This is a genomic window from Achromobacter semiaridum, assembly GCF_053543755.1.
On record NZ_JBLVOL010000001.1, the window covers coordinates 1 to 23,196 of the forward strand.

The window sequence follows — 23,196 nt, forward strand, 5'->3', positions numbered from 1 at the left end:
CCGGGATGAGGTCGGGCAGCACCGGCGAGCGCGTCTCCGCGATGATCGCCTCCATCTCGCCCGGGGCGTAGCGCCGGGTGCGCGCCTTGTTCTTCTTGGGGTGCGCAACCGTGGACACCGGGTTCGTGAGGCCGCGGTATTCCGACCATTCAGAAATCGCGTGGTTGAAGACCACCGACAGCACATTGAGCGCCCGGATCACCGTGGAGCCCGTCACATCTTCCAGTCGCGCATTGCGGTAATCCCGAATGTCCGCGGGCTCGATCTTGGCGACTTCCATCTTCGCCAGCTCGGTCGCCTCAAGTTGCTTGATGAGGTATCCCTCCTTCTTGGCGCCCTTCTTGCCAGGCGTCACCTCGAGCCGATACTTCTTCAGAAGCTCCCCGAACAGCTTGCCCTTGAGCGCCGACTTGTCCTTGAAGCTGCCCTTGTCCATCTTGGACTCGACGTCCCGGGCCCAGGCCTCCGCCTCCGCGCGCGTCTCAAACGTGGCTGACTGCGTTGGGTGGCCGCGCCGCCTGACGCGCGCGCGCCATTGCAGGTCACCCCGCTTGGTAAAGTCAGCCATGATTTTCGCTCCCTCTGCGCGGGTTTTTCGTCTATGATGCTGGGCCACGACGATGCCGTGGACCAAGATTCGCAGTTATTTTTGCGTGTGGACCAAAATTGGACCAACAATCAAAATTGACGACGGATTAAATGATCGTGTATTATCGCATCATCTGCTAAGTTATTGATTACTTAGCGGTAATTGTGAGCCTTTCGAGGCTTTGGGGCGGTAGCTCAGCTGGGAGAGCGTCGCGTTCGCAATGCGAAGGTCGGGAGTTCGATCCTCCTCCGCTCCACCAATATTCCAGACAAGAAAGCCTTGGACACCGCAACGTGTTCCAAGGCTTTTTTGTTTTGGCTGCCCGCCCCGGGGTCAGGCCGGAACTTAGGCCGGAATTTAGGCCGGAACTTAGGCCGGAACTTAGGCCGGAACTTAGGCCGGAATTTAGGCCGGAACTTAGGCCGAAACTTAGGCCGGAATTCAAGCCACCATCAGGCCGGGTCCTTGTCCAAACGGCGCACCGCCGCGCTCAGCGTGGACAGATCAAACTCCTTGGCGCCGCGACGCATGCAGCGCATCACCGCTGTGACCAGCACCGGAACAAACGCGGCAAGCAGGAACGATTCCAGCAAGAACGTCGGCTTGTCGCCCGGCGCCGGAAAGCAGAACAGGCCGGCCGCCAGCCCCGCCACGGTCGCGGTTGTTGCGGTGGCGCCATCGTGCTTGCGGCTGAACAGGCCATAGAACACCGGAAAGGCAGCGGCCGAGCACAGCAGGTCGGCCAGCAGGAACAGATACAGCACGCTGTAGCCCTGCGAGGCCACGATCATCACCGGAATCGCCAGCAGCAACACCGCCCAACGGGCAAGACGCTTCATGTCCATGCCGGTGGCGCTCGGCATCAGGCGGCGCATATCCACCGCCACGATGCTGGACACGGCGCTGATGGCGGTGTCGGCCGTGCTCATGACCAACGACAGGCCCAACGGGATCAACGCAATCACGAACCAGGCGGGCGCGTGCGGCATGATGACGCTGAACAGCGCGATGGAACTATCGCCCTGCGGCGCCAGCCCCACGAACGCCAGGCCGAACAAGCCCATCAGGAAGATGAACGGCGCGGCCAGGATGCCCCCCAGCAAAAAACCATTGCGCATCGACCGCGTGTCTTTGGCGGCATAGATGCGCTGCCAGTTGCCCTGGTGAAAGATGCCGGTCAGCAAAATCGCCACGAAGAAGGTCAGGCCGGCTTTCACACCCACGGGATCGGTCAGATCCAGCAACTGTGGCGCCTTGGCTTGCAACGCTTCGATCGTCGGTAACGCCCCGCCCGCCGCCTGCCAGCCGACCACGCAAAGCAACACCAGCAGCGGCACGATGACCATCATCTGCACCTGATCAGTGAAGATCGATGACCGCAGGCCTCCATACGTGGTGTAGAGCAGCGTCGTGCCCATCACGATGGCGGCCGTGGCCCACAGCGGCACGGGCGCCAGCATGGTGACCAGCTTGGCAATGGCCGTGACCTCGGCGGACAGCGCGATGAACAGGTAGAACAGCATGATGAACAGCGCCAGCCCGTACATGGGCCGACCGTAGCGCGCCATCAGGAATTCGGTCAGCGTGTGACCATGCGGGATCAGTTCGCGCATGCGCCGGCCCAACGGAATCATGACCAGGCGCGGCGACATGGACCCCAGCGCGTAGCCGATGACCGCCGCCAAGCCGCCCCAGGTGGCGGCCTGCGCCGGCGAAAACAGAATCCACGCACCCAGCGTTGACGCCATCAGCGTCAGGATGGTGCCAAAAGCTCCCTGGCTGTTGCGCGCCACGATGTAGTCTTCCAGGGTGCCGCGCTTGCGTCGCGTATACAGCACGCTGGCGGCGGCAAAGCCACCCGAAAAAAGCAGCAGCCACATCAAGGCCGTGGTTTGGGTCAGCATGGAAAGCGGTCCTCCCTAGCCCGGCAAACGGCCGGACGCGCGTCGCGGCACCGTTCGCAAGGCGGGCCGCTGATGGATCAAAGCACTAGGGAGGGCGCGCGAATGGCGCGATGTCCTTCCCTTCGCCGGCATTACCCGGATCAGGTTCAAAGGGTTACCGCGACGACGCGGAATCTCAGCCAGACAGGCTCCCCCAGGAATTGCCGCAAGATTAGGGTCGCGGCAAGGCATTGTCAACGCATCGATTTATGCTAAGTTCGCCCGCTTGCGGCACCTGATTGCACGCGTGCCGGTGAACCGACGAGCCCACCATGCCCATTGCCCACCCCGCCCCCGCCTTGAATGAACAACTGGTTATCGTGACGGGAGGCGCCCGCGGATTGGGCGCGCACATCACGCGGGCCTTTCTGCGAGAAGGCGCAAAGGTGGTCATCAATTACCTGAACAGCGCGCAGGCCGCACAAGCGCTGGCCGCCACCGCGTCCGACCGGACGCTGGCTGTTCAGGCCGACGTGCGCGACGCGACGGCGGTGGCCGCCATGATCGCGCAGGCGCAAAAGCACTTCGGCATGCCCGTCACGACGGTGGTCAACAACGCCCTGCCCGCCTTCGCCTTCAACGGCGACGCGCGCCCCCATGCCGACACCTTGACGTGGGACCACTTGAACCAGCAGATCGAAGGTAGCGTGCGCGGCGCCCTGAACACGACGCAAGCCGCCCTGCCCGGCATGCGCCAGGCAGGGGTGGGCCGCATCATCAACATCGGCACCAACCTTGTTCAGAACCCGGTGGTGCCGTATCACGACTACACCGCCGCCAAGGCCGCGATGCTGTCGTTCACGCGGACGCTGTCGCAGGACCTGGGGCCGGACGGCATCACGGTCAACATGGTGTCCGGCGGCCTCTTGCGCACCACCGACGCGTCGGCCGCCACCCCCGAAGCCGTGTTCGACCTGATCGCCGCCAGCACGCCGCTGCGCGCCGTCACCACGCCGGAACAATTCGCCGATGCCGTTCTGTTCTTTGCCAGCCCCTGGTCGCGCAGCGTCACCGGCCAGAACCTGGTCGTGGACGGCGGCCTGGTGAAGAACTGATCACCATGTTGCACCTGAACCTGTTCATCTTCGGCTGCGGCCACCACCGCGCGGCTTGGCGCCATCCGGCCTCGGCTGCTGAACGCCTGGGCGACATCCGCTATTACGAATCGCTGGCGCGCACGGCGGAACGCGGCAAGCTGGACGCCATTTTCTTTGCCGACGGCCAGTCCACCGACAACATCGGCGACGGCCCGCGCTGGTACCTGGAGCCGCTGACCACCATGGCCGCCATCGCGCGCGCCACCACGCACATCGGCTTGATCAGCACGGTATCCAGCACCTTTTTCACGCCGTTCCACGCGGCGCGCATGGTGGCGTCGCTGGACCACATATCGGGCGGACGCATGGGTTGGAACGTCGTCACCTCGATGTTCGACGCCGAAGCCCGAAACCACGGCTTTGAAGCCATGCCGGGGCACGACTGGCGCTACGCGCGCGCCGAAGAATTCGTGGACGTGGCATTGCGCTTGTTCGATTCGTGGAAGGATGACGCCCTGGTCATCGATCGCGACGGCGTCTATGGCGTGCCCGAACGCGTGCGCCCGATCCACCACCACGGCGACCACTTCCTGGTAGACGGCCCGCTAACCGTGCCGCGCCCGCCCCAAGGCCACCCGGTCCTGTTCCAGGCCGGCGCATCGGACCAGGGCCGTGACTTGGCCGCCCGGCGAGCTGAAGCGATATACGCCGTGGCCTACGACCTGCCGGCCGCGCAATCGTATTACCGCGACATCAAGCAACGCGTACGCGCCGCCGGGCGCACCGCCTTCGTGCCCATCATGCCGGGGCTGGTTACGTACGTGGGATCAACCGAAGCCGAAGCCCGCGCCAAGCAGCGCGAACTGGACGAGTTGCTGCCCAGCGACGCGTCGCTACGGCAGCTGGGCACCTTTGTGCTGCAGGATTGCAGCGCCTGGGAGCTGGATGCCCCCGTGCCCGCGCTGGTACCGCTGCCTGAGTTCAAGGGCCCCAAGGGCCGCTACGCCACCATTTTGCGCATCATCGAAACCGAACAACCCACCGTGCGGCAACTGCTGGGACGCCTGGCGGCGGGCGGCGGCCATTGCACGATGGTGGGCACGCCGGAGCAAATCGCGGACCGGATGGAGCATTGGTTCCGCAACGAAGGCGCCGACGGTTTCAACCTGATGCCGCCGTCGTTGCCGGCCGGCATCGACGACTTTGTGGAACAGGTGGTGCCGGTGTTGCAGCGGCGTGGCTTGTTTCGTACGGACTACGAACACACAACGCTGCGGGGACATCTGGGGCTGGAACGGCCGGCGGCGTAGGCAAAATCGACGCCCGAAACATCATGCGTTGACGGCGGTGTAAACCGCTTGCAACGCGTGGGGCTAGCCGACGGAAGGCGCCGGTGCCGGCTGCACGTGCTTGGGCAATTGCGCTAGACGCCGCCGCTCTTGGGCGGCCGCTTTTCGATTGACCCGTTGCGTCGCGAGCAGGTCGTACAACACGACGCCAGGGTGACGGAACAGCACGGCGCCAATGGCGACCGCAAGAATGCAGGTAATGACCAGCGTCAGCCAAAGCATCTGACGCCCTCCTTAAAAAACCTACCGGTTCGGATACCGGATGAAAAATCGCGTTCAGAAAATTAACATCTGCACGCTGGAAGGTAATTTACTGCATAACCATGAAATTGGCGTGAAATGTGCACTGGAAAACACTGTTCCGTAACGCGGAGAAACTGCTCCCTTGCGCGGAGGGGTCGTCAACGGCGCTACGGACCTTCGCTTCTGATCCGCCTCGAAAACCCCACCGCATCGTCACCCGGCGCCGACAGAGCCCCTACCGCCGCCCGCTTGCGTAGCATGTCCAGCGGCACGTGGGTGTCCAGGCCGCCCTGCTCGTAGAGGTATTCGGGCAGATAGCCCGACAGCAGCAGCCGGTAGTCCAGCGGCAGGCCGGGCACGATGGCGTTGACCATGTGATAGACCAGCGTGGTGCAGTTGGCGGTGACCGTGTGGTAGAAGCGCGGCGTGGTGGTCAGGGCGTTGGCCGTGTCCACGTAGGACAGGAACAATTGGCGCATGGCGTCGGGTGGCATTTGTACCGGGAACAGGTAGACGCTTTCGCCACGCGGCCCGGCTCGGACATACAGGATGTCGCGCTCTTCGGCGGCCACGACGCTGAGTTCGAATTGCTTGAAGAAGCCGCCTATTTCCGAGAACTGCTCGCCGCGTTCCTTGCGGATTTCAACCGAAAAGACAACGTGGCGGCCGTCGGCAAAGCCGAAGGACACCAGCGTATGGGCAATGGCCGGGCCGTCCCAGTACGACAGCGCCATGTCGACGGACACCAGCTGGTTCAGATCGTATTGGCGCGTTTCCCAGCGCACGGTGTAGTCGTCGTCGGCACGCCAATCAAAGTTGCGGACGTTTTCCAGGGTGACGACGGAGCCTTGCACGGACCCGCGCAACATGCGGGCCACGTCGTCGGCCCAGATGCGGTCGTTGGATGGCGCCAGCGTTTGCCACCAGGCACAGAGCAACGCCAGCCCGACCACGTAGGCCCAGCCGGCACGCCGCCGCCACGCGGTGGCGCGCCACACGGCAGCGATCGCCGCCACGCAAAGCGCCGTCCACGCGACGCAGGCGACGCCCTTGCCCCAGGCGCCGCCGGGCGCCTGATAGGCCAGCGCCAGGCATCCCCACAACGCGGATGCGGCCAACAGCAAAGTCAGCAACGCGCGTCCCACCATGGCCGCCGCGCGGCGCACCGCCCGCTTAGCCAACGGCATGAGCACCCACGATTTCCATGACGCCGTTGATGACGAATTGCACGCCCATGCACACCAGCAAAAAGCCCATGACGCGGGAAATGGCCTCGACGCCGCTTTGTCCGATCACGGCAACGATACGGCCCGCTGATCGCAGGCACACCCAGAACAACAGGCCCAGCAACGCGAACACGATGACCGGCGTCACGGAGACGACCCACGGCGCGTATTGCGGCGTGATGGAAGCATCCACCGACGCCGCGCCGCTGATGATCATGGCGATGGTTCCCGGCCCCGCCGTGCCGGGCAAGGCCAAAGGCACGAAGGCGATGTTGGGCGTTTGCCGTGTCTGGGCGTCGGCGGCGGCTTCGGCGGCCAAAGTGCGCGGCTCGGCGGGCGGAAACAGCATGCTGAAGCCGATACTGACCACGATCAGGCCACCCGCGATGCGCAAGCCGGGAATCGATATTCCAAAGGTATGCATGATCCACGCGCCGGCGTAGTAGGTGACCAGCATCACCCCCACCACGTAAAACGCCGCTTGCGTGACCTGGCGTTCGCGTTCCTTGTAGGGAATCTGCGCGCCCAGCGACAGCAGCAGCGTCATGGAAGTCAGCGGATTGGCCAAGGGCAGCATCAGCGCCAAGCCCAGGCTGATCAGCTTGCCCAGTTGGATCAGGTCATCAATCATGGAACTCCTGATAAAAAAATGCGCAATTCGCGACAGGCGCCTTGCCGGGCGCAACGGTTCAATCGTGTAGTGCCCGCTACCTTACACACTTCCGGCTGCGTACGGCGCCATGTCAGGCGCCCTGCCAGGCGCAATGGCGGCCCGCCTCGCACCGATCCGCTTCACGAATCCATGATTATCAACGTCTATTAAACTGCTGCAATTGTCGCGGTGGCGCGCGTTGCCCAGGACCGGCGCTAAACACAGGCGCGAAATACAGGCGCAACACACGGGCGCCAGACACGGGCGCCAGACACGGACGCCAAACACGGGCGCCAAACACGGCGCTAAACACGGCGCCACACCGCAACCGCGACGCTTGCCGCATTTTTATTTTGTGACCCGGAGTTTTCCCTTGAGCGATCTTTTTCATTTCAGCCGTGGCACCGCTCCCCTGCTGATCTCCATTCCTCACCTTGGCAGCCAGATTCCCGATGCGCAGCGCCCGCAGATGACGCCGCTGGCCTTGCAGTCCGGCGACACCGACTGGCATCTGGATACGCTGTACCAATTTGCGCAGGCGCTGGGGGCGTCGGTGCTGGGCGCGCGTTATTCGCGCTACGTGGTGGACCTGAACCGCCCGCCCAACGATGAAAGCCTGTATCCCGGCCAGACCAAAACCGGCCTGTGCCCGACGCAGACCTTTCGCGGCGAAGCGCTGTACCAGAACGAAGGCGTGCTGACCGACGCCGAGCGCGCGCACCGCCTGCAAACCTATTGGCAGCCGTATCACGCCCAGCTGCGCAGCGAACTGGATCGCATCAAGGCCGAGCACGGCACCGTGCTGCTGTGGGAGGCGCATTCCATCGCCAGCGTGCTGCCGCGCCTGTTCGAAGGCAAGCTGCCCGACCTGAACATCGGCACGTCCGACGGCGCGGCCTGCGCGCCCGACATCCTGGCCGCCGTGCAGGCGCAACTGGACAGCTGCAAGGACTACACCTGGGCGGTGAACGGACGCTTCAAGGGGGGCTACATCACGCGTCACTATGGTTCCCCGGCCGACAACGTGCACGCCATCCAACTGGAAATGTGCCAGTCCACCTACATGGACGAAACGTATCCCTACGGCTACCGCCCCGACCTGGCCGACAAGGTCATCCCGGTGGTGCAGGCGATGGTCGGCGCTGCGCTCAAGCAGACGACGGCGCGTCGCGGCTGAGCGCTGACTTTGGCTTCCTGGCCGGCGGGCGCGGCCGGCTCGTCGCCTGCACCGGACGTGGCGCCGCTTGATGCGCGCAGATGGTGGGCGCGCATGATGGGCGCGCATGATGCCGCGCATGAACCAGGTGTCGGACCCGGACGTCGGACCCGGGCGTCGGACCCGGGCGTCGGACCCGCGCTAGGGACTCTTGCGGATGATGCCGACGCTGACGTTGAAGCTGGAAATCTGGCCCCACTGTTCGCGCGGTAAGCGTGGCGTTTCGACGCCCATGCCGATGTCGTAGGCCACGCCGCCGGGTCCCGCGCGCCACGCGAACGGGGCCGGGCTGGCCCAGCCGCAGCAGACATATTCCAGCGCGGGCATGCCGAATTCGTGCATCAGATAGTCTTCTAGCTTGGCGGCGAATGAACCGCTGACGCGATAGTGCGCCTGCATCGGCTGGATGTAGGAATCGTCGTCCTGCTCGCAGCCCAGGTATTCAAGATAGACCGGCTTTTTGCCCAGGGTTTGCAGAAAGTCCTGGCACGGCGTGTCGGGCGGCGGCACGCCGGCGGCTTGGTCGCTGGCATCCCACCGTACCAACGCAACGTCGGAAGAAGCGCCGTCAGTTGCGCCGTCAGTTGCGCCGTCAGTTGCGCCGGCCGTTGCCCCGCCCGCCGCAACGCTCAGCCACAACCCGAAACACCCGACTGCCAGCGCCCCGCGAACGTGGCCCGCCCCATACCCGTTCGATCTCATCGTCATTTCCTTGCAGCGCCCGCCGCATCCCCCACACGCCAGCCCTGCGGCGCCCCATGATGCTGCGCATCAACCTTGCCGCGCCCTTCCTCGGCCAGGAATTCCACCAGCGCGGGCAGCGATGCGTCCATGGGGCGATTAGCGTGCACCCGCATGACATAGCCCCACGACCCAGGCATCCGCAAATGCGGCACCAGCGGCACCAGCCGGCCGCTGGCCAGGTCTTCGTCGATCAGCGGCGCTCGGCCCAAGGCAATGCCCACGCCCGCGGCGGCGGCGGCCACCACGGTGCTCAGCCCGCTGAGCACCATCGGTTCCTGCCAATCGGACTCCGCCAGCCCCAGGCGCGGGCTCCAGGTTCGCCAATCGGTTTCGGGGCTGTCAATGTGCTTTTCCTCCAGCCAGCGATGCCGCAGGAACACGCGCGGGTCGTTGCGGTCGGCTTCGGGGATCAAGGCCGGGCTGCACACGGGCACCACGGTTTCGGTCATCAGCGCGATGTCGCCGGCCTCGGCCACATGCGGCCCGCCGGTGCGCACGTGTAGAAAAGCCAGGTCGATATCCTGGCTTTTCCAGGCGGGATCCTGGCTGGCGTGCAGATAGACCTGCACGCCGATGTCGGGGTGCAGTTCGATGAAGCGGCCGATGCGCGGCGCCAGCCACAGCGCCGCCAGCGACGGGTTGGCCGACACGTTCAATGTGTAGCGGCGCTTGCCCCGCGCCGTGGCGCGGACCTGGCGGCAGGCAGTGTCCAAAAGGGTCAAGGCCTGTTGTACGGAAGCCAGAAGCTCGCCGCCCGCCGGGGTGGTTTCGGCGCGGCGTACGGTGCCGCCGCGCCGCAACAGCGATACGCCCAGATCCGCCTCCAATGCCCGCAGCTGATGGCTGACCGCGCTCTTGGTGACATGCAGTTCGGCAGCCGCGCGGCTGAGGCTGCCCAGGCGGGCAACGGCTTCAAAGGCACGCAGGGCGGCCAGGGGCGGCGTGTGGCTGGGCTGATCGGACATGGGTTGAGTTTATCTCAACCCATGATTGAAAAACACTCGCTATCGCGAAGCCGGCGGATCAGCGACCATGCTGGCTCTGGATGGAGCATAGACATGTATTTCGACTCTCGGTTGTGGCGCTTGACGGCAGGATTGCGCGCCGGCATGGCGGGCGGCATTTTCCTTGGCCTGCTGGCGCTTGGCGCGGGCATTGCGCGGTATGTCTTCCTGGGCCAGTTGCTGGCCCGCGTGTTCAACGGCGCACCCTGGCAAGACTGGATCACGTCCGCGCTGTGCGTGGGCGCGATGGTGCTGCTGCGCGCGCTGTTCGACCACTGGCGCACCGTGCAGGCCAACCACACGTCTGCGCAAATACAGCAAAGCCTGCGCGGCAAGCTGTATGACCGCATCGTCGCGTTGGGACCCGCCTGGTTTGCCAACCAGCGTACCGGCGGCGTCATGTTGACGGTGGTCGATGGCGTCGAGCAGCTGCAAACGTTTTTCGGCCAGTACCTGCCGCAAGTGGCCATCGCGGCCGTCGCGCCCTTTGCGATCTTTGCCGTGATTGCGTTCTGGGACGTGCCCACGGCGCTGGTGTTTCTGGCGGCGGCGCTGTTTGCCCTGTTCGGCCCCATGGCCGTGCACATGCTGGACCGCCGCGCCAGCCAGGCACGCACCCGTGCGCTGAATGCGTTCGGCGAAGACTTTCTGGATGCGGTGCAAGGCCTGCCGACCTTGAAGTCTTATGGTCAGGGCAAGGCGTGGGGCCGGCGGTTGGCCGAGCGCGCCCGCAGCCTGTCCGACAACACGTTCTGGGTGCTGTCGGTCAGCTTGCTGACGCGCGGCATCAGCGATCTGGGCGTGGCCCTGGGCGCCGCCCTGGCGCTGACCCTGGGCGCGTGGCGCGTCGCCGCCGGTGACATGAGCGTGGAAGCGCTGCTGATCGTGCTGATGGCCGGCACCGAGATTTTCCGACCGTTGCGTGACCTGCGCTCGGTCTTGCATCGCGGCATGCTGGGCCAATCCGCGGCGGTCAGCATCCATGCGTTGATGGATGCGCAACCGCTTACGCCCGTGCCTGTGGCCGCCACCTCGTCCGTGCCCGCCTCCGTGCCCGGCTCCGTGCCCGCCTCCGTAGCCCGAGACGGCGCACAAGGCGACCGCGCCGTCGCCGCCGCTCCGGCATCCGGAAAGCTGGCGCCCACGATCGAATTCGACGACGTGGCGTTCGCCTACACGCCCGAACGCCCAGCGCATCAGGGGCTGGCGTTCAGCATCGCGGCCGGCGAACGGGTCGGCGTGGTGGGCCCCAGTGGCGCGGGCAAGTCGACCATCGTGCGCCTGCTGCTGCGCGAATGCGTGCCGCAGGCGGGCGTCATCCGCGTCGGCGGGCACGACGTCAACACGCTGGACACCCAAACGCTGCTGTCGCAGATCGCGCTGGTCAGCCAGGACATCACGCTGTTTCACGGCACCATCGACGACAACCTGCGGCTGGGTCGGCCGGACGCCACGCATGAACAGGTGCGCGCCGCCGCCCGCGCCGCGAATATCGATGACTTCATCATGGCGCTGCCCGCCGGATATGCCACGCGTATCGGCGAGCGCGGCCTGCAATTGTCGGGCGGCCAGCGCCAGCGCGTGGCCATTGCCCGCGCCCTGTTGCGCGACGCGCCGATCCTGATCCTGGACGAAGCGCTGTCATCGGTGGACACCGAAAACGAAGCGCTGATCCAGCAGGCGCTGGACCGCCTGATGGCGGGCCGCACCACGCTGATCCTGGCGCATCGGCTGGCCAGCGTGATCGGCGCCGACCGCAACCTGGTGCTGGACCACGGGCGCATCGTTGAAGCCGGCCCGCACGCGCAGTTGATGCGGCAGCGCGGGTTGTACTACCGGCTGATGCACGAACAAGCCGAGGCGCACGAGAACCCGTCGGCGGGGGTGGGGTTCGCGGCGCGGCAAGGCATGGACGCGGGCAATGACGCAGCCGCCAACACCACCCACACCCGCGCCGCCAACCCCGCCAACCCCGTGCAAGACAACGACGACCGCACCCAAGGCCCTGCCCTGCGCCCGCTGGACGCCGACGCCCAACACGTCGGCTGGCGTGCCACGCTAGGCACACTGTTGTCCGTGGTCAAGCCATGGCGCGGCACGTTGACGGCCACCATCCTGCTGGGCGTGGCGCGCGTGGCGGCCTTTATCGGCGTCGGCGTGTTCAGCGCCCTGATCGTGGCCGCAATCCGCGACGGCCGCGATATCGGCGGCCTGGTGGCGGGCCTGCTGGTCTGCGCGCCACTGGCCGCGCTGTTCCATTGGCTGGAGTCATGGTTGGCGCATGCGATGGCGTATCAGTTGCTGGCCGACATGCGGGTCAAGCTGTTCGACAAGCTGGAACGGCTGGCGCCCGCCTACCTGTTGCAGCGCCGTTCTGGCGACCTGGTGGCACTGGCCACGCAGGACGTCGAAATGGTCGAGTATTTCTACGCGCACACCATCGCCCCGGCCATCGTGTCGGTGCTGGTGCCGCTGTCGGTGCTGGGCTTTTTGGCCGTTTACAGCTGGCCGGTAGCGCTGGCGCTACTGCCCTTCCTGGCCTACGCGCTGATCTCGCCCGTGCGCGGCCGCCGTCACGTTGACGCCCTGGGCGACAAGGCGCGCCAGGCCTTGGGCGAAATGAGCGCGCACGCCACGGACACCATCCAGGGGCTGGCTGACCTGACCGCATTCCAGGCCACCGGCCGCCGCCGTGCCGAATTCTTGAAAGTGGCCGACGCCTACCGCGTGCGGCGCCTTGCCATCCTGCGGGACCTGTCCAAGCAGAACGCCTGGTTTGAAGTGGCGATGGGGCTGGGCGGCTTGGCGGTGGCGGTGGTGGGCGCGTTGCAGGTGTCAGCCGGCGCACTGTCGGCCGGCATGCTGCCGTTGCTGGTGCTGATCGCCATGGCGACCTTCCTGCCCGTTTCGGAAATTTCGCAGGTCAGCCGCCAGTTGGCCGACACCATCGCGGCCACGCGCCGGCTGCACGTGGTCAGCAACGAACCCGAGCCCGTGGCCGACGGACCGCTGTCGCCACCTGTCGCTACACACGGCCTGGCGCTGGCGTTTGAACACGTCAGCTTCGCGTATCCCGGCAAAGCGGAAGACACGCTGAAGGACCTTAGCTTCAAGGTGCCGGCCGGCGCCACAGTGGCCATCGTGGGCGCATCGGGTGCGGGCAAAAGCACGGTGGCCAGTCTGTTGCTGCGCTTCTGGGACCCCCGCCTGGGCGCGGTCAAGCTGGACGGCATGGACGTGCGTCAACTGCAACTGGATGGCCTGCGCGAACGCGTGGCCCTGGTTACCCAGGACACTTATCTGTTCAACGACACGCTGGAGGCAAACATCCGGCTGGCGCGGCCCGAGGCCACGCCCGACGAGGTGGGGCGCGCGCTGGCCCAGGCGGCGCTGACCGACTTCGTCAAGCAGCTGCCCGACGGCCTGGCAACGCCCGTCGGCGAACGCGGCATGCAGTTATCGGGCGGCCAGCGCCAGCGCATTTCGATTGCGCGGGCCTTCTTGAAAAATGCACCCGTGCTGATTCTGGACGAAGCGACCTCGCACCTGGACACCTTGTCCGAGCTACAGGTGCGAGGCGCGCTGGACGCGCTGATGCAGCACCGCACGACGCTGGTGATTGCGCACCGCCTGTCCACCATCCGCAATGCCGACCTGATCCTGGTGCTGGACCGCGGCACGCTGGCCGAGGCCGGCACGCACGACCAATTGCTTGCCAGGCAAGGGGCTTATGCGCGCCTGGCAAGCCACCAGGGTGGGTACGCGGTCAGTAGCGCAACGTCTCTACCGACTTAGCGTTGGCGCGCACTTCGGCGGGCGTGAACCAGACACGCTTGCTGCCGAAGTCCCGATACATGTCGAACTGGTCACGCGTGTGCGCCGACGCCGTGCCGTCCGGGGCGACAAAGCCGCTTTGGCCCGGCGCCACCACGTCCACCGCCCGCACGCCCTTGCCGTCGAACACCGTCATGTTGTTTTCGGTGCCCCGGTTCTGGGTGGACGGAAAGCTCAGCACCGCCTTGTCGTCCGCCTGCGGCACGCCCAGGAAGTTCTTGGGCGCAAACACCATCGGCGCGGCCGGGATGCGCCACGCGGCCGGGTCCTGTCCATAGGTCTTTTGCAAGTTGGCCAGGGCTTCGTCCAGTGCGGCAAGGGTCACGGATTCCGGGCGCTTGCCGTTGAAGAAGTCGTAGGTTTGCGGCACGCCGGCAGCGGGGCCGGCCAGCGCGTTGAACAACACCTTCACGCCCACCGTCAGGTTCAGTGACCCCACGGCCGGCGCGGCCGGCGTGGGGTACCCGGTAGCGCTGTACCACTTGAAGAAGTCGGCCGGCATGTCGTCAGCCAAGGTCGCGCGCAGCATGGCGCGCAGCCACGCGTCCATCACGGCCGGGCCGTTGTTGTCGTAGTAGCCCGGCTGCTTGTCGCTGGTGCCCATGCCGTCCCAGGCGGTCAGCCCGGCCACCAGCTTGGCGCGGGCATCATCGGCCGGCAAGCCCGCCACCGCCCGTTGCAGGAACGGCAGGAAATGGCGGCGGTTCACGTCGGCGTAGCTGGTGGTGCGGATCAGGTCCCACATCTGCTGCGCGCTGACCTTGCCGCCGTTGGCCGTCATGGCTTTCAGCCGCGTTTCGATTTCGGCGTAGCGGTCGGCCTGGCCCCATACGATGGCGAACAGGTCGGTTGAAGGATAGCCGCGCATGGGCTGGTTGTTCCAGTTGCCGATAAAGCCCTGGCGCGGGTTGTAGACCTGCGGATTGGTGGCAAACGGCAGCATGCCGTCCCAGTCCATTTCGCCGGTGCCGGGCACGGGCAGGCGCGGGTCGTGGCCGGGTTTGCGCTTGGGATAAAAGCCGGTGTGGGCGTAGCCGATGTTGCCGCGATCGTCCGCGTAGTACCAGTTGATGGTCAGCGCGTGGCGCGCGGCCTGCTGCTTCCATTCGTCCCAATTGCGCACCTGCGTCTTGTGCGTCCAGGCCATCAGCGATTGCAGCTCGTAGCCTTCCCAGGCGCGCGCCTTGGCGTAGGCCACATGCTGCTTGTCGTCGAACTTGGTGACGATGCCGTGCACCGTGCGGTAGACGTCCATCAGCACCGGCTGGCCGCCCTTGACCAGGATAAGCTCGGTGCGCTTTTCCATCGTCTTCCATTGGCCGTCATGGAAATAACGGGTGCGGTCCGCGGGGTCGAGCTTTTCGGCATAGATGTCGACGTCGTCGCCAAAGCCTGCCGTCGAGCCCCAGGTGACGTGGGCGTTGTGGCCGAACAGGATGCTGGGATAGGCGAACGGGGTGTTGCCCACCACGTCGAACCCTGCGCCGTGCAGGCCGATGCCGTAGGTGTAGGCGGGGTTCCACCAGCCGAATTGCGGGCCGTTCAACAAGATGGACTTAGCGTCCTTGGCGTGCTCGCGGCCCACGATCCACATATTGCTGGTGGTGGGAAAGCCGGCGATGCCGGGTTGGCCTGATTCAGCGAACTGCGCCAGCATGCGGGCTGGCGCGTCGGTGGCCACGTCGTTGGACTGATCGGACAGCACACCGCGCGTTTGCGGGTCGCGCGCCACGCGTTCCAGCATGGGCGGCGTGCCGTCATAGCGCGGCAAGGCGTACGACAGCTTGGCCGGCGCCGGCGCCGCGGCGGACGGGGTCCCCGGCTGATACACGCCCTCTTCTTCGGGCACGGTGGTGGGCGCGCGGCTGTCGGTCATCCAGCGCAGCTGGTTGAAGATCTGCATCGCGCGAGCCTCGCCGTGCCTGTCTTTCAAGGCGGTCAGCAGGGCAAGGTTGTCGACTTCGCTGTTGGCATCCGAGAACCGGTTGGCCATGGTGCCCACAAACACCATCGCCACGTCATAGGCCGTCCAGTTGGCCGGCTGAAATTGCAGGTCGTTGAATTCCTTGGGCATCAACGTGCCGGGATCGGCCCGCACGCGCGCGATCCACGCATTCATGCCGGCGGCATAGCCGTCCAGGATCCGGCGTTCGGAATCGGGCAGCGCGGCAAGCTGGCGCCGGATGCGTTCGGGCGAAAAGTTGCCGCGTATGGATTTGTCGAACGCCACCATTTTTTCGCCCAGCACTTCTGCGACCAGGCCCTGCGTGCTGCGGCGCGCCATCTCCATCTGGAACAAGCGGTCTTGCGCGACCGCGTAGCCGTAGCCGTAGAACAGGCCATACACCGTGTCGGCGTACACGTGGGGCATGCCGTAGCCATCGCGACGGATCGTGACGGCCTTGGACGCGGCGCGGGGCGCCTGACCGGTGGCGGCGGATACGGGCGCCGAGCCTTGCATGGCCGGCGGGGCGGAATTCGCGTTCCGGGATGGCTCCAGGGCCCAGGCCGGGGCCGCGCCCACGCTGGCGCAGGCCGCCAAGACGGCGGCCGACAACAAATGCTGCTTCATTGAATCTGTCTCCAAATTGATAAGCCGCGCCCATCGTGCGAGTGCCCGGGCGCGGGATGCGGCGCCTCTGCCGAGCGCCGTCGGGGACCATGATAAGAAGCATTACTTATAATGCCAATGCATTTATGTCATGACTTTGATGCGGAAAGGTTATGGATTTTCAAAAGCTCAAGCACTTGCTGGCGGTGGTGGAATACGGCACTTTTTCGCTGGCGGCGCAAAAGGTGAATTTGTCGCAGCCCGCGTTAAGCCGCAGCATCCAGGCGCTGGAGGCCGAGCTGGGCTTGCCGTTGCTGGACCGTGGCACGCGCCAGGTCCACCTGACGCCTTATGGCGCCTGCGTGGCGGAACGCGCGCGCCGCATGCGCTTCGAAGAAGCCGAGCTGCAACGCGAACTCAAAGCGCTGCATAGCGGCGATTCCGGCACGTTGACCATCGGGCTGAGCCCGACGCCGGCCTCGTTGCTGCTGTCGCCTTTTCTGGCGCACATGGCGGCCAATCGCCCGCAGGTGCGCGTGGGCGTCGAACTGGGCGCCACGGCCGCGCTGCTGGACATGCTGCGCGCGGAACGCATCGACGCCATGGTCTGCGATGCGCGCATGCTGTATGACGCCGCCGACATCGACACGCGCCCGCTGGCGCCGCTGCGCGCCGGCATGGTGTGCCGCCCCGGCCACCCGATCCTGGCGCACAAGCACGTGGGCATCGAACACATACGGCAGTACCCGGTGGCGTCCAGCACGTTAAGCCCCGAAGTATCGCTGCGGCTTGCCGAGACGCTGGGCCCGGGCGGCGCGCCCGAACAGATGGTCACCTTGCGTTGCGAAAACCTGGACCCGCTGGTGGACCTGGCGCTGCACACCGACACGCTGCTGCTGGGCGTGATTTGCGTAACGCAGCGTGAACAGCAAGCGGGGCAACTGGTCGAAGTGCCACTGCCGCCCGACCCGCAGCGCCAAGGCCATTACGTATTGGCGCGCCTGGCCGGGCGCACACCGCTGACGGCGCAAGATGCGCTGTACGACTTCACGCAGCAATGCTGGGCCGGCTTCGCTGCCTTCCAGCCGCGCACCCGTCGCCGTTGAAAAAAACCCACATCGAAAGCGTGCGCGCGCGGTGCCCCGTTGATTCCCTTAACTCATCTCTATAGAATCAGCAATTCGGGCGTTTGCCCATTTCTTTTTCCTTCACTTCACTTACCGCCAGGGAGGCCGCATGATGTATCACCCCATGCCGTACGCCGTCCCGCGCGTGTCCCCGCGACGCCATTAAGTCGTCGCCCGCGCGGACCCATCGCTAGACCGTTACCTAGCGACTGGTCCTCCGTGCCCGCCCCAAACACATAAACGCAGTCGCCGGCGCTCATTGCGCCCGGCATGTCATTCCCTCTTTCATCACAAGGACATCCTGGCGTGTCTTGTGCCGCCAGGCCATTGTTATGGCTAGAAAAAAAATCGACTTACGAGGACAGGCCTTCAAGGACGTCCTGGGCTTTACCTTTCGGCATTGGGCCTTCCAGCCGTGGCGCACGGTCGTCATCGTGCTGCTGGCCTTGCTATCGGCCGTGGCCGACATTCTGACGCCGATGTATGCCGGCCGCCTGGTTGACGCCGTGGCGTCCGGCTCATCCGGCGACGAACTGGCCTGGAGCGCCGCCATCACCGCCTTCTGGTTGTTGGTGGCGCTGGGCGTGGGCGGCACGCTGCTGCGCCAGGCGGTGTTCCAGAACATCATCACGTTCACGTTGAAGATGATGAACGGCATTGTGTCGAACGCCTTTTACCGGGTGCAGCGCTTTTCGACGGATTGGCATGCCAACAGCTTTGCGGGTTCCACCGTACGCAAGATCACGCGCGGCATGTGGGCCGTGGACATCCTGAACGACACGCTGCTGATCGCGCTGTTGCCGTCGGTGGTCATGTTGGTGGGCGCCACGGCGTTGCTGGGCGCGCACTGGCCGGTGATGGGGCTGGTGGTCGGGCTGGGCTCGGTGCTGTACATCGCCGTCACCGTGGCGCTGTCGCTGGGTTATGTGGCGCCGGCCGCGCGCCTGGGCAACGCCTGGGACACGCGCATGGGCGGCGCGCTGGCCGACGCCGTCAGCTGCAACGCGGTGGTCAAGGCATTTGGCGCCGAAACGCGTGAAGAGGTGCGGCTGGATCGCGTGGTGAACAAGTGGCGCAACCGCACGCGCCGCACCTGGGTGCGCGCGACGCTGAACGGCGGCATCCAGGGCGCGATGCTGGTGGCGATGCAGGCGGCCATCCTGGGCGCCTCCTTGCTGCTGTGGTCGCGCAACCAGGCCACAGTGGGCGACATCACGTTCACGCTCACGATGTTCTTCGTGCTGCAAGGCTATCTGCGCGACGTGGGCATGCACATCCGCAACCTGCAACGCTCGGTCAACGACATGGAAGAACTGGTGGCGATGGAACGCCAGCCCTTGGGCGTGGCCGACCGGCCGGGCGCGGGAACCATCCAGGTCAAGGCGGGCGAGATCCGTTTTGAAGACGTGACCTTTCGCTATGGCGCACACAACACGCCGCTGTACGACAAGTTCTCGGCGCGCATCGCGCCGGGCGAACGCGTCGGGCTGGTGGGCCATTCCGGGTCGGGCAAGACCACGTTCATCAAGCTGATCCAGCGTCTGTATGACGTGAACGAAGGCCGCATCACGATCGACGGGCAGGACATTGCCCAGGTGAAGCAGGCGACGCTGCGCGGCCAGATCGCGATCGTGCAGCAGGACCCCGTGCTGTTTCATCGCACGTTGGCGGAGAACATCGCCTATGCCCGCCCCGGCGCCACGCAGGCCGACATCGAGAAAGCAGCCCGGCTGGCCAGCGCGCATGATTTCATCATGTCGCTACCGAAGGGTTACGACACGCTGGTGGGCGAACGCGGCGTGAAGCTGTCGGGCGGCGAGCGCCAGCGCGTGGCGATTGCGCGGGCCTTCCTGGCGGATTCACCCATCCTGATCCTGGACGAAGCCACGTCCAGCCTGGACAGCGAAAGCGAGGTGCTGATCCAGCAGGCCATGGACCGCCTGATGGTGGGCCGCACGACGCTGGTGGTGGCGCACCGGCTGTCGACGGTACGTGCGCTGGACCGACTGCTGGTGATGGACCATGGCCGCATCATTGAAGAAGGCAGCCATGACCAGCTGATCCGCTTGAAGGGTGGCCTGTACCGGCGCCTGTTTGAACGCCAGGCCCTGGAACTGACCAAGGGCATGACGCCGGCTGAAATGCTGCAAGACGGCGCCACGCCCCCGCCCGTGCAAGAACAGGTGGACAACGACGACGTGGACACCGGGGAATTTGCTTTCGGCAAGTAAGGGGCAAGACGCGGAAAGCGGCCGGCGCGGGGCGTCTGGCCAATGCCCAACGTCCGCCCCGCTTCCCGGCTTCAGGCCGGGCGCTGCGCGAAGGTCAGGCGCAGGCCGAAGGCAATCAGCGCCGTGCCGAAGACCATGCCTTGCACCTTTTGGGCACGGGGGCTGGCAGACATCCAGCGCCCCACCGCCCCGCCCGCCAAGGCGCATATCACATCGAACGTCAGCCCCAAGCTGACGAGTATGACGCCCAGCACCGCAAACTGTTGCCCGATGGACCCATGCGCGGGCGACACGAACTGCGGCAGCAGCACCGAGCAAAACAGCAGGGCCTTGGGGTTGAGCACATTGGTCAACACGCCGCTTAGCAAGGCGGCGCCCAGGCCCTTGCCGCGCGCGGCCGGCTGGCCGGTGGCATCAAGCACGACTGGCTTGGCGCGCAACAGCTTCACGCCCAACCACATGAGATAACAGCCGCCCACCGTGCGCGCGGCGTCGAAGGCCCAGGGATGGGTCTTGAACAAAGCTGCCAGGCCCAACGCGGCCAGGGTCACGTGCGCGGCGCGTGCAAGGGCCAGCCCCACGGCCACCGCCAGCGCCTGTCCGCGCCCGCGCAGCACGCCAGTTTCCAGCAACAGGATCATGTCCGGGCCCGGCACCACATACACAATCAGCAACGCCCCAAGAAACAACGCCATATCGGCCATATCCGCGCTCCCGCGTATGCTCTTCAACGCGGTGATTCTAGGGAAATCGGGCTAGCATGTGCTTGCGATTCATGCCAAGCAAACTATGATGATTGGCACATCGCGCTAATAAACTATCCCTTTACTAAATTCCATGCCAAAACATGAACTGGATGCCTACGACCGCCGCATTCTTGAAGCCTTGCAGAAGAACGGCCGCCTGACCAATGTTGAGCTGGCCGAGCAAATTGGCCTGTCGCCATCGCCCTGCCTGCGGCGGGTGCGCATGCTGGAAGAATCGGGCGTCATTCAGGGCTACGAAGCCCGGCTGGCGCCCGACGAAGTGGGCCTGGGCCTGACCGTATTCGTTGGGGTGAAGGTGGAGCGGCACCACGAGCGCGACGCCGAGCAGTTCCGCAAGGAAGTCAGCGCCCTGCCCGAAGTCATTGCGGCGCACCTGGTATCGGGCGAGTCTGACTTCCTGCTGCAAGTGGTGGTGCCGGACCTGCGCGGCTACGAGCGCTTTTTGCTGGGCACGCTATTGAAGCTGACCGGCGTGAAAGACATCCGCAGCAACTTCGCCATTCAAACCGTCAAGCCCCAAAGCCCGCTTCCGCTGGACCACCTGAGCAAGTAGCCCACGCTGTCTTCACGACGGCATATTGGCCGCCGCCTGATCCACCCGCGCGGCGCGACGGTCAAAGCGCGCCTGCGACATCGCCAGATAACGCTCGACCACGGCGGGCTCGGAGGTGCGGGGCGTGCCGCCGGGGAACGGCGGTTTGGGGTCGTATTCGATTTGCAACTGGATCAGCTTGGCGACGTCTTCCCCGCATAGCGCCGCCACCACCTTCAAGCCCATGTCGATGCCCGACGTGACGCCACCGGCCGTGTAGATGTTGCCGTCCACGCACAAGCGTTCTTCGCTGGGGATCGCACCAAAGCGCGACAGCAGTTCGCGGGCGCGCCAGTGGCTGGACGCGCGCTTGCCGCGCAGCAGCCCCGCCGCGCCCAGCAACAACGAACCGGTGCAGATGCCGAACAAATAGCGCGCCGCCAAGCCCTGCTGCCGGGTGAAGGCCACCCAATCGGCATCGACGATGGCATCATCCGTGCCCGGCCCGCCCGGCACCACCAGCAGGTCGCATTGCCGTGCCGACGCCAGCGTTTGCGTGGGCACGAATTGCAAGCCGCGATCGCACCGTACCGGATCGCGCGTTTTTGCGACAAAATCCACCGTGAAGCCCGGCGCGTTCGCCAAGACCTCGTAGGGCCCGGTCATATCCAGCTGGGTCAGCCCTTCGAACAAGAGAAAATTCACATGCATGACGATGCTCCCTTGAAAACGCCAGCGTCCAGCATAGGCGGACGCGCCCGCGCCGGTGCGCCAGAAGCGGATGAATTTGCGCCACAACGCGTGCTGTTCCTGCTGTACGACGGCTTCCAGCCGCTGGATCTGGCGGGGCCGTGGCAGGCATTCACGTCCGCCAACGAAGAGGCCGGCAAACCGCTCTACCAACTGCGCACCATCGCGGCAACGCCGGTGGTCGCCACCTGGGAACAGGGCCTGCGCATGCAGGTGGATGGCACCTTCGAACACGATGCCGATGCACCGATCGACATGATGTTCGTGCCGGGCGGCCCGGGGGTGGACCGCGCCAGCGCCCACGCCGAAACCATGGCCTGGCTGCGACGCCGCGACGCCCTTGCCCCGCGTACGTGCAGCGTTTGCACGGGCGCCTTCGTGCTGGCCGCCGCCGGCCTGCTCAATGGCCGCGCGGTCACCACGCATTGGCGGTCCGCCGACCGACTCCGGCTGATGTATCCCGCGCTGCGCGTGCAAGACGACCGCATCTTCATCGAAAGCGGCAAGTACTGGACGTCGGCGGGGGTGACGGCGGGCATCGACCTGGCGCTGGCGCTGATCGAACGCGACTTTGGCGCGGCGCTATCGCAGCAGGTGGCGCGGCAGCTGGTGGTCTTCATGCGGCGCGATGGCGATCAGCGCCAATACAGCCAGACGCTGCGCTTGCAGGACCGCGTGTCCGCGCCGTTCCGGGACCTGGTCGAGAAGATGGAGGCAAAGCTGTCGGCCCGCTGGACAGTGGACGACATGGCCGATGCCTGCCATATGTCGCGCCGCACGTTCCAGCGTAAATTTGCCGCGCACTTCGGCGTGGCGCCCACCGAAGTGCTGCGGCGCTTGCGCCAGGAACGGGCCAGCGCGTTGCAGGCGACCGGTAAGATGTCGAAAAAATCGGTCCGGCAACTTGTCGGGCCACTCCACAACAGGCCCGCTCCATGACCACACCCGCTGCCCCTTACACGCCCTTGCGCCGTGCCGTTGCGCTGTTGGCCGTGGGCCTTGCCATGCCGCTGCTGGCCGGTTGCGATGACCCCGCCGGCCCGCCCAAGCTGACCCTGGAACAGCTCTTGTTCAAGGACCTGACGCCCAGCCGCGAGTTCAAAGGCGATCTTAACGGCCAGCCGGTGCACCTGATCGTCAACGATTGCGAGGTCTACCTGAACGAAGCCGATCCGGAAAGTTCATCCGGCGCGCGTCGCTGGACCAAGGTATTGGAGCCGGAGTTCTACCCGTCGTTCATGGACTGCCAGCGGCAGTCGCTAAGCCGCGTGGGCAAGATGGTGGAAGCCGAGATCGGTGAAATGGCGATGGGCGCGGGCGGATGCTGCGCGACCGGCGGCCGCTTCCGTTCCTCGGATGGCCGCGTATGGAAGCCGCAATAGGCCGCGTGCGCCGCGCCCG

18 protein-coding genes, 1 tRNA gene, 1 pseudogene and 1 riboswitch are annotated in these 23,196 nt (G+C 65.6%); of the genes and pseudogenes, 10 read left to right on the forward strand and 10 right to left on the reverse strand.

Annotation, left to right across the window (positions count from 1 at the left end; all coding sequences use genetic code 11):
• Positions 1–568, reverse strand: a pseudogene (locus ACNPP0_RS00005) (site-specific integrase); the annotation flags it as partial.
• A 204-nt stretch (positions 569–772) separates the two neighbouring features.
• Here ACNPP0_RS00005 and ACNPP0_RS00010 point away from each other — a divergent pair.
• Positions 773–848: transfer RNA gene (locus tag ACNPP0_RS00010), tRNA-Ala, on the forward strand.
• 193 nt (positions 849–1,041) lie between these two features.
• Here ACNPP0_RS00010 and ACNPP0_RS00015 read toward each other — a convergent pair.
• The gene (locus ACNPP0_RS00015) at positions 1,042–2,493 is read right to left on the reverse strand and encodes a sodium:solute symporter family protein (RefSeq protein ID WP_448704684.1); all 1,452 of its coding nucleotides are present in this window, start codon (positions 2,491–2,493) and stop codon (positions 1,042–1,044) included.
• Positions 2,494–2,593: 100 nt separating this feature from the next.
• Positions 2,594–2,698: riboswitch (TPP riboswitch) on the reverse strand.
• Between the two features lie 106 nt (positions 2,699–2,804).
• Here ACNPP0_RS00015 and ACNPP0_RS00020 point away from each other — a divergent pair.
• Positions 2,805–3,587, forward strand: coding sequence for a 3-oxoacyl-ACP reductase (locus ACNPP0_RS00020; RefSeq protein WP_448704685.1), 783 nt, complete (start codon positions 2,805–2,807; stop codon positions 3,585–3,587).
• A gap of 5 nt (positions 3,588–3,592) precedes the next feature.
• Positions 3,593–4,879 (forward strand): LLM class flavin-dependent oxidoreductase, encoded by a 1,287-nt coding sequence (locus ACNPP0_RS00025; RefSeq protein WP_448704686.1) that lies wholly within the window; start codon positions 3,593–3,595, stop codon positions 4,877–4,879.
• A 63-nt stretch (positions 4,880–4,942) separates the two neighbouring features.
• On the opposite strand, the gene ACNPP0_RS00030 is transcribed toward ACNPP0_RS00025, so the two are convergent.
• The 3 genes from ACNPP0_RS00030 to ACNPP0_RS00040 form a co-directional block, all read right to left on the reverse strand.
• Positions 4,943–5,140: a hypothetical protein gene (locus ACNPP0_RS00030; RefSeq protein ID WP_448704687.1), complete on the reverse strand. Its 198-nt coding sequence runs from the start codon at positions 5,138–5,140 to the stop codon at positions 4,943–4,945.
• A 188-nt stretch (positions 5,141–5,328) separates the two neighbouring features.
• Positions 5,329–6,348, reverse strand: a complete 1,020-nt coding sequence (locus ACNPP0_RS00035; protein ID WP_448704688.1) for a lipoprotein N-acyltransferase Lnb domain-containing protein — start codon at positions 6,346–6,348, stop codon at positions 5,329–5,331.
• A complete protein-coding gene (locus ACNPP0_RS00040; protein ID WP_448704689.1) occupies positions 6,335–7,018 on the reverse strand; it encodes a MarC family NAAT transporter in 684 nt (227 codons plus the stop codon). The genes ACNPP0_RS00035 and ACNPP0_RS00040 overlap by 14 nt, the downstream gene beginning before the upstream one ends.
• A 394-nt stretch (positions 7,019–7,412) precedes the next feature.
• Between ACNPP0_RS00040 and hutG the strand changes: the two genes are divergently transcribed.
• The gene (gene hutG, locus ACNPP0_RS00045) at positions 7,413–8,216 is read left to right on the forward strand and encodes an N-formylglutamate deformylase (RefSeq protein WP_448704690.1); all 804 of its coding nucleotides are present in this window, start codon (positions 7,413–7,415) and stop codon (positions 8,214–8,216) included.
• A gap of 180 nt (positions 8,217–8,396) precedes the next feature.
• On the opposite strand, the gene ACNPP0_RS00050 is transcribed toward hutG, so the two are convergent.
• On the reverse strand, positions 8,397–8,957 hold the full coding sequence (locus tag ACNPP0_RS00050; RefSeq protein WP_448704691.1) for a DUF4952 domain-containing protein: 561 nt from the start codon (positions 8,955–8,957) through the stop codon (positions 8,397–8,399).
• Positions 8,958–8,959: 2 nt separating this feature from the next.
• Complete coding sequence (locus tag ACNPP0_RS00055; RefSeq protein WP_448704692.1) at positions 8,960–9,964, reverse strand: LysR substrate-binding domain-containing protein; 1,005 nt, start codon at positions 9,962–9,964, stop codon at positions 8,960–8,962.
• Positions 9,965–10,057: 93 nt separating this feature from the next.
• Here ACNPP0_RS00055 and ACNPP0_RS00060 point away from each other — a divergent pair, with 93 nt between their 5' ends.
• Entirely contained in the window at positions 10,058–13,798 is a 3,741-nt protein-coding gene (locus tag ACNPP0_RS00060; protein ID WP_448704693.1) for an ABC transporter ATP-binding protein/permease, read from the forward strand.
• Here the strand turns inward: ACNPP0_RS00060 and ACNPP0_RS00065 are convergent.
• Positions 13,770–16,409, reverse strand: a complete 2,640-nt coding sequence (locus ACNPP0_RS00065; RefSeq protein ID WP_448704694.1) for a penicillin G acylase — start codon at positions 16,407–16,409, stop codon at positions 13,770–13,772. The genes ACNPP0_RS00060 and ACNPP0_RS00065 overlap by 29 nt on opposite strands.
• A 152-nt stretch (positions 16,410–16,561) precedes the next feature.
• Between ACNPP0_RS00065 and ACNPP0_RS00070 the strand changes: the two genes are divergently transcribed.
• Positions 16,562–17,494 carry a LysR family transcriptional regulator gene (locus tag ACNPP0_RS00070; RefSeq protein WP_332607506.1) on the forward strand — a complete coding sequence of 311 codons (933 nt, stop codon included), beginning with the start codon at positions 16,562–16,564 and terminating at the stop codon, positions 17,492–17,494.
• 353 nt (positions 17,495–17,847) lie between these two features.
• Positions 17,848–19,746 (forward strand): ABC transporter ATP-binding protein, encoded by a 1,899-nt coding sequence (locus ACNPP0_RS00075; RefSeq protein WP_448704695.1) that lies wholly within the window; start codon positions 17,848–17,850, stop codon positions 19,744–19,746.
• Positions 19,747–19,817: 71 nt separating this feature from the next.
• On the opposite strand, the gene ACNPP0_RS00080 is transcribed toward ACNPP0_RS00075, so the two are convergent.
• Positions 19,818–20,441, reverse strand: a complete 624-nt coding sequence (locus ACNPP0_RS00080; protein ID WP_332607504.1) for a LysE family translocator — start codon at positions 20,439–20,441, stop codon at positions 19,818–19,820.
• 142 nt (positions 20,442–20,583) lie between these two features.
• Here ACNPP0_RS00080 and ACNPP0_RS00085 point away from each other — a divergent pair, with 142 nt between their 5' ends.
• Entirely contained in the window at positions 20,584–21,066 is a 483-nt protein-coding gene (locus tag ACNPP0_RS00085; RefSeq protein WP_046804771.1) for an Lrp/AsnC family transcriptional regulator, read from the forward strand.
• A gap of 12 nt (positions 21,067–21,078) precedes the next feature.
• Here the strand turns inward: ACNPP0_RS00085 and ACNPP0_RS00090 are convergent, their stop codons facing one another.
• On the reverse strand, positions 21,079–21,756 hold the full coding sequence (locus tag ACNPP0_RS00090) for a DJ-1/PfpI family protein (protein WP_448704696.1): 678 nt from the start codon (positions 21,754–21,756) through the stop codon (positions 21,079–21,081).
• Positions 21,757–21,846: 90 nt separating this feature from the next.
• On the opposite strand from ACNPP0_RS00090, the gene ACNPP0_RS00095 reads away from it, so the two are divergent.
• Together ACNPP0_RS00095 and ACNPP0_RS00100 are read left to right on the forward strand one after the other, a co-directional pair.
• Positions 21,847–22,734 (forward strand): GlxA family transcriptional regulator, encoded by an 888-nt coding sequence (locus ACNPP0_RS00095; protein ID WP_448704698.1) that lies wholly within the window; start codon positions 21,847–21,849, stop codon positions 22,732–22,734.
• The gene (locus tag ACNPP0_RS00100) at positions 22,731–23,177 is read left to right on the forward strand and encodes a hypothetical protein (RefSeq protein ID WP_448704697.1); all 447 of its coding nucleotides are present in this window, start codon (positions 22,731–22,733) and stop codon (positions 23,175–23,177) included. The genes ACNPP0_RS00095 and ACNPP0_RS00100 overlap by 4 nt, the downstream gene beginning before the upstream one ends.
• Positions 23,178–23,196: the final 19 nt, after the last annotated feature.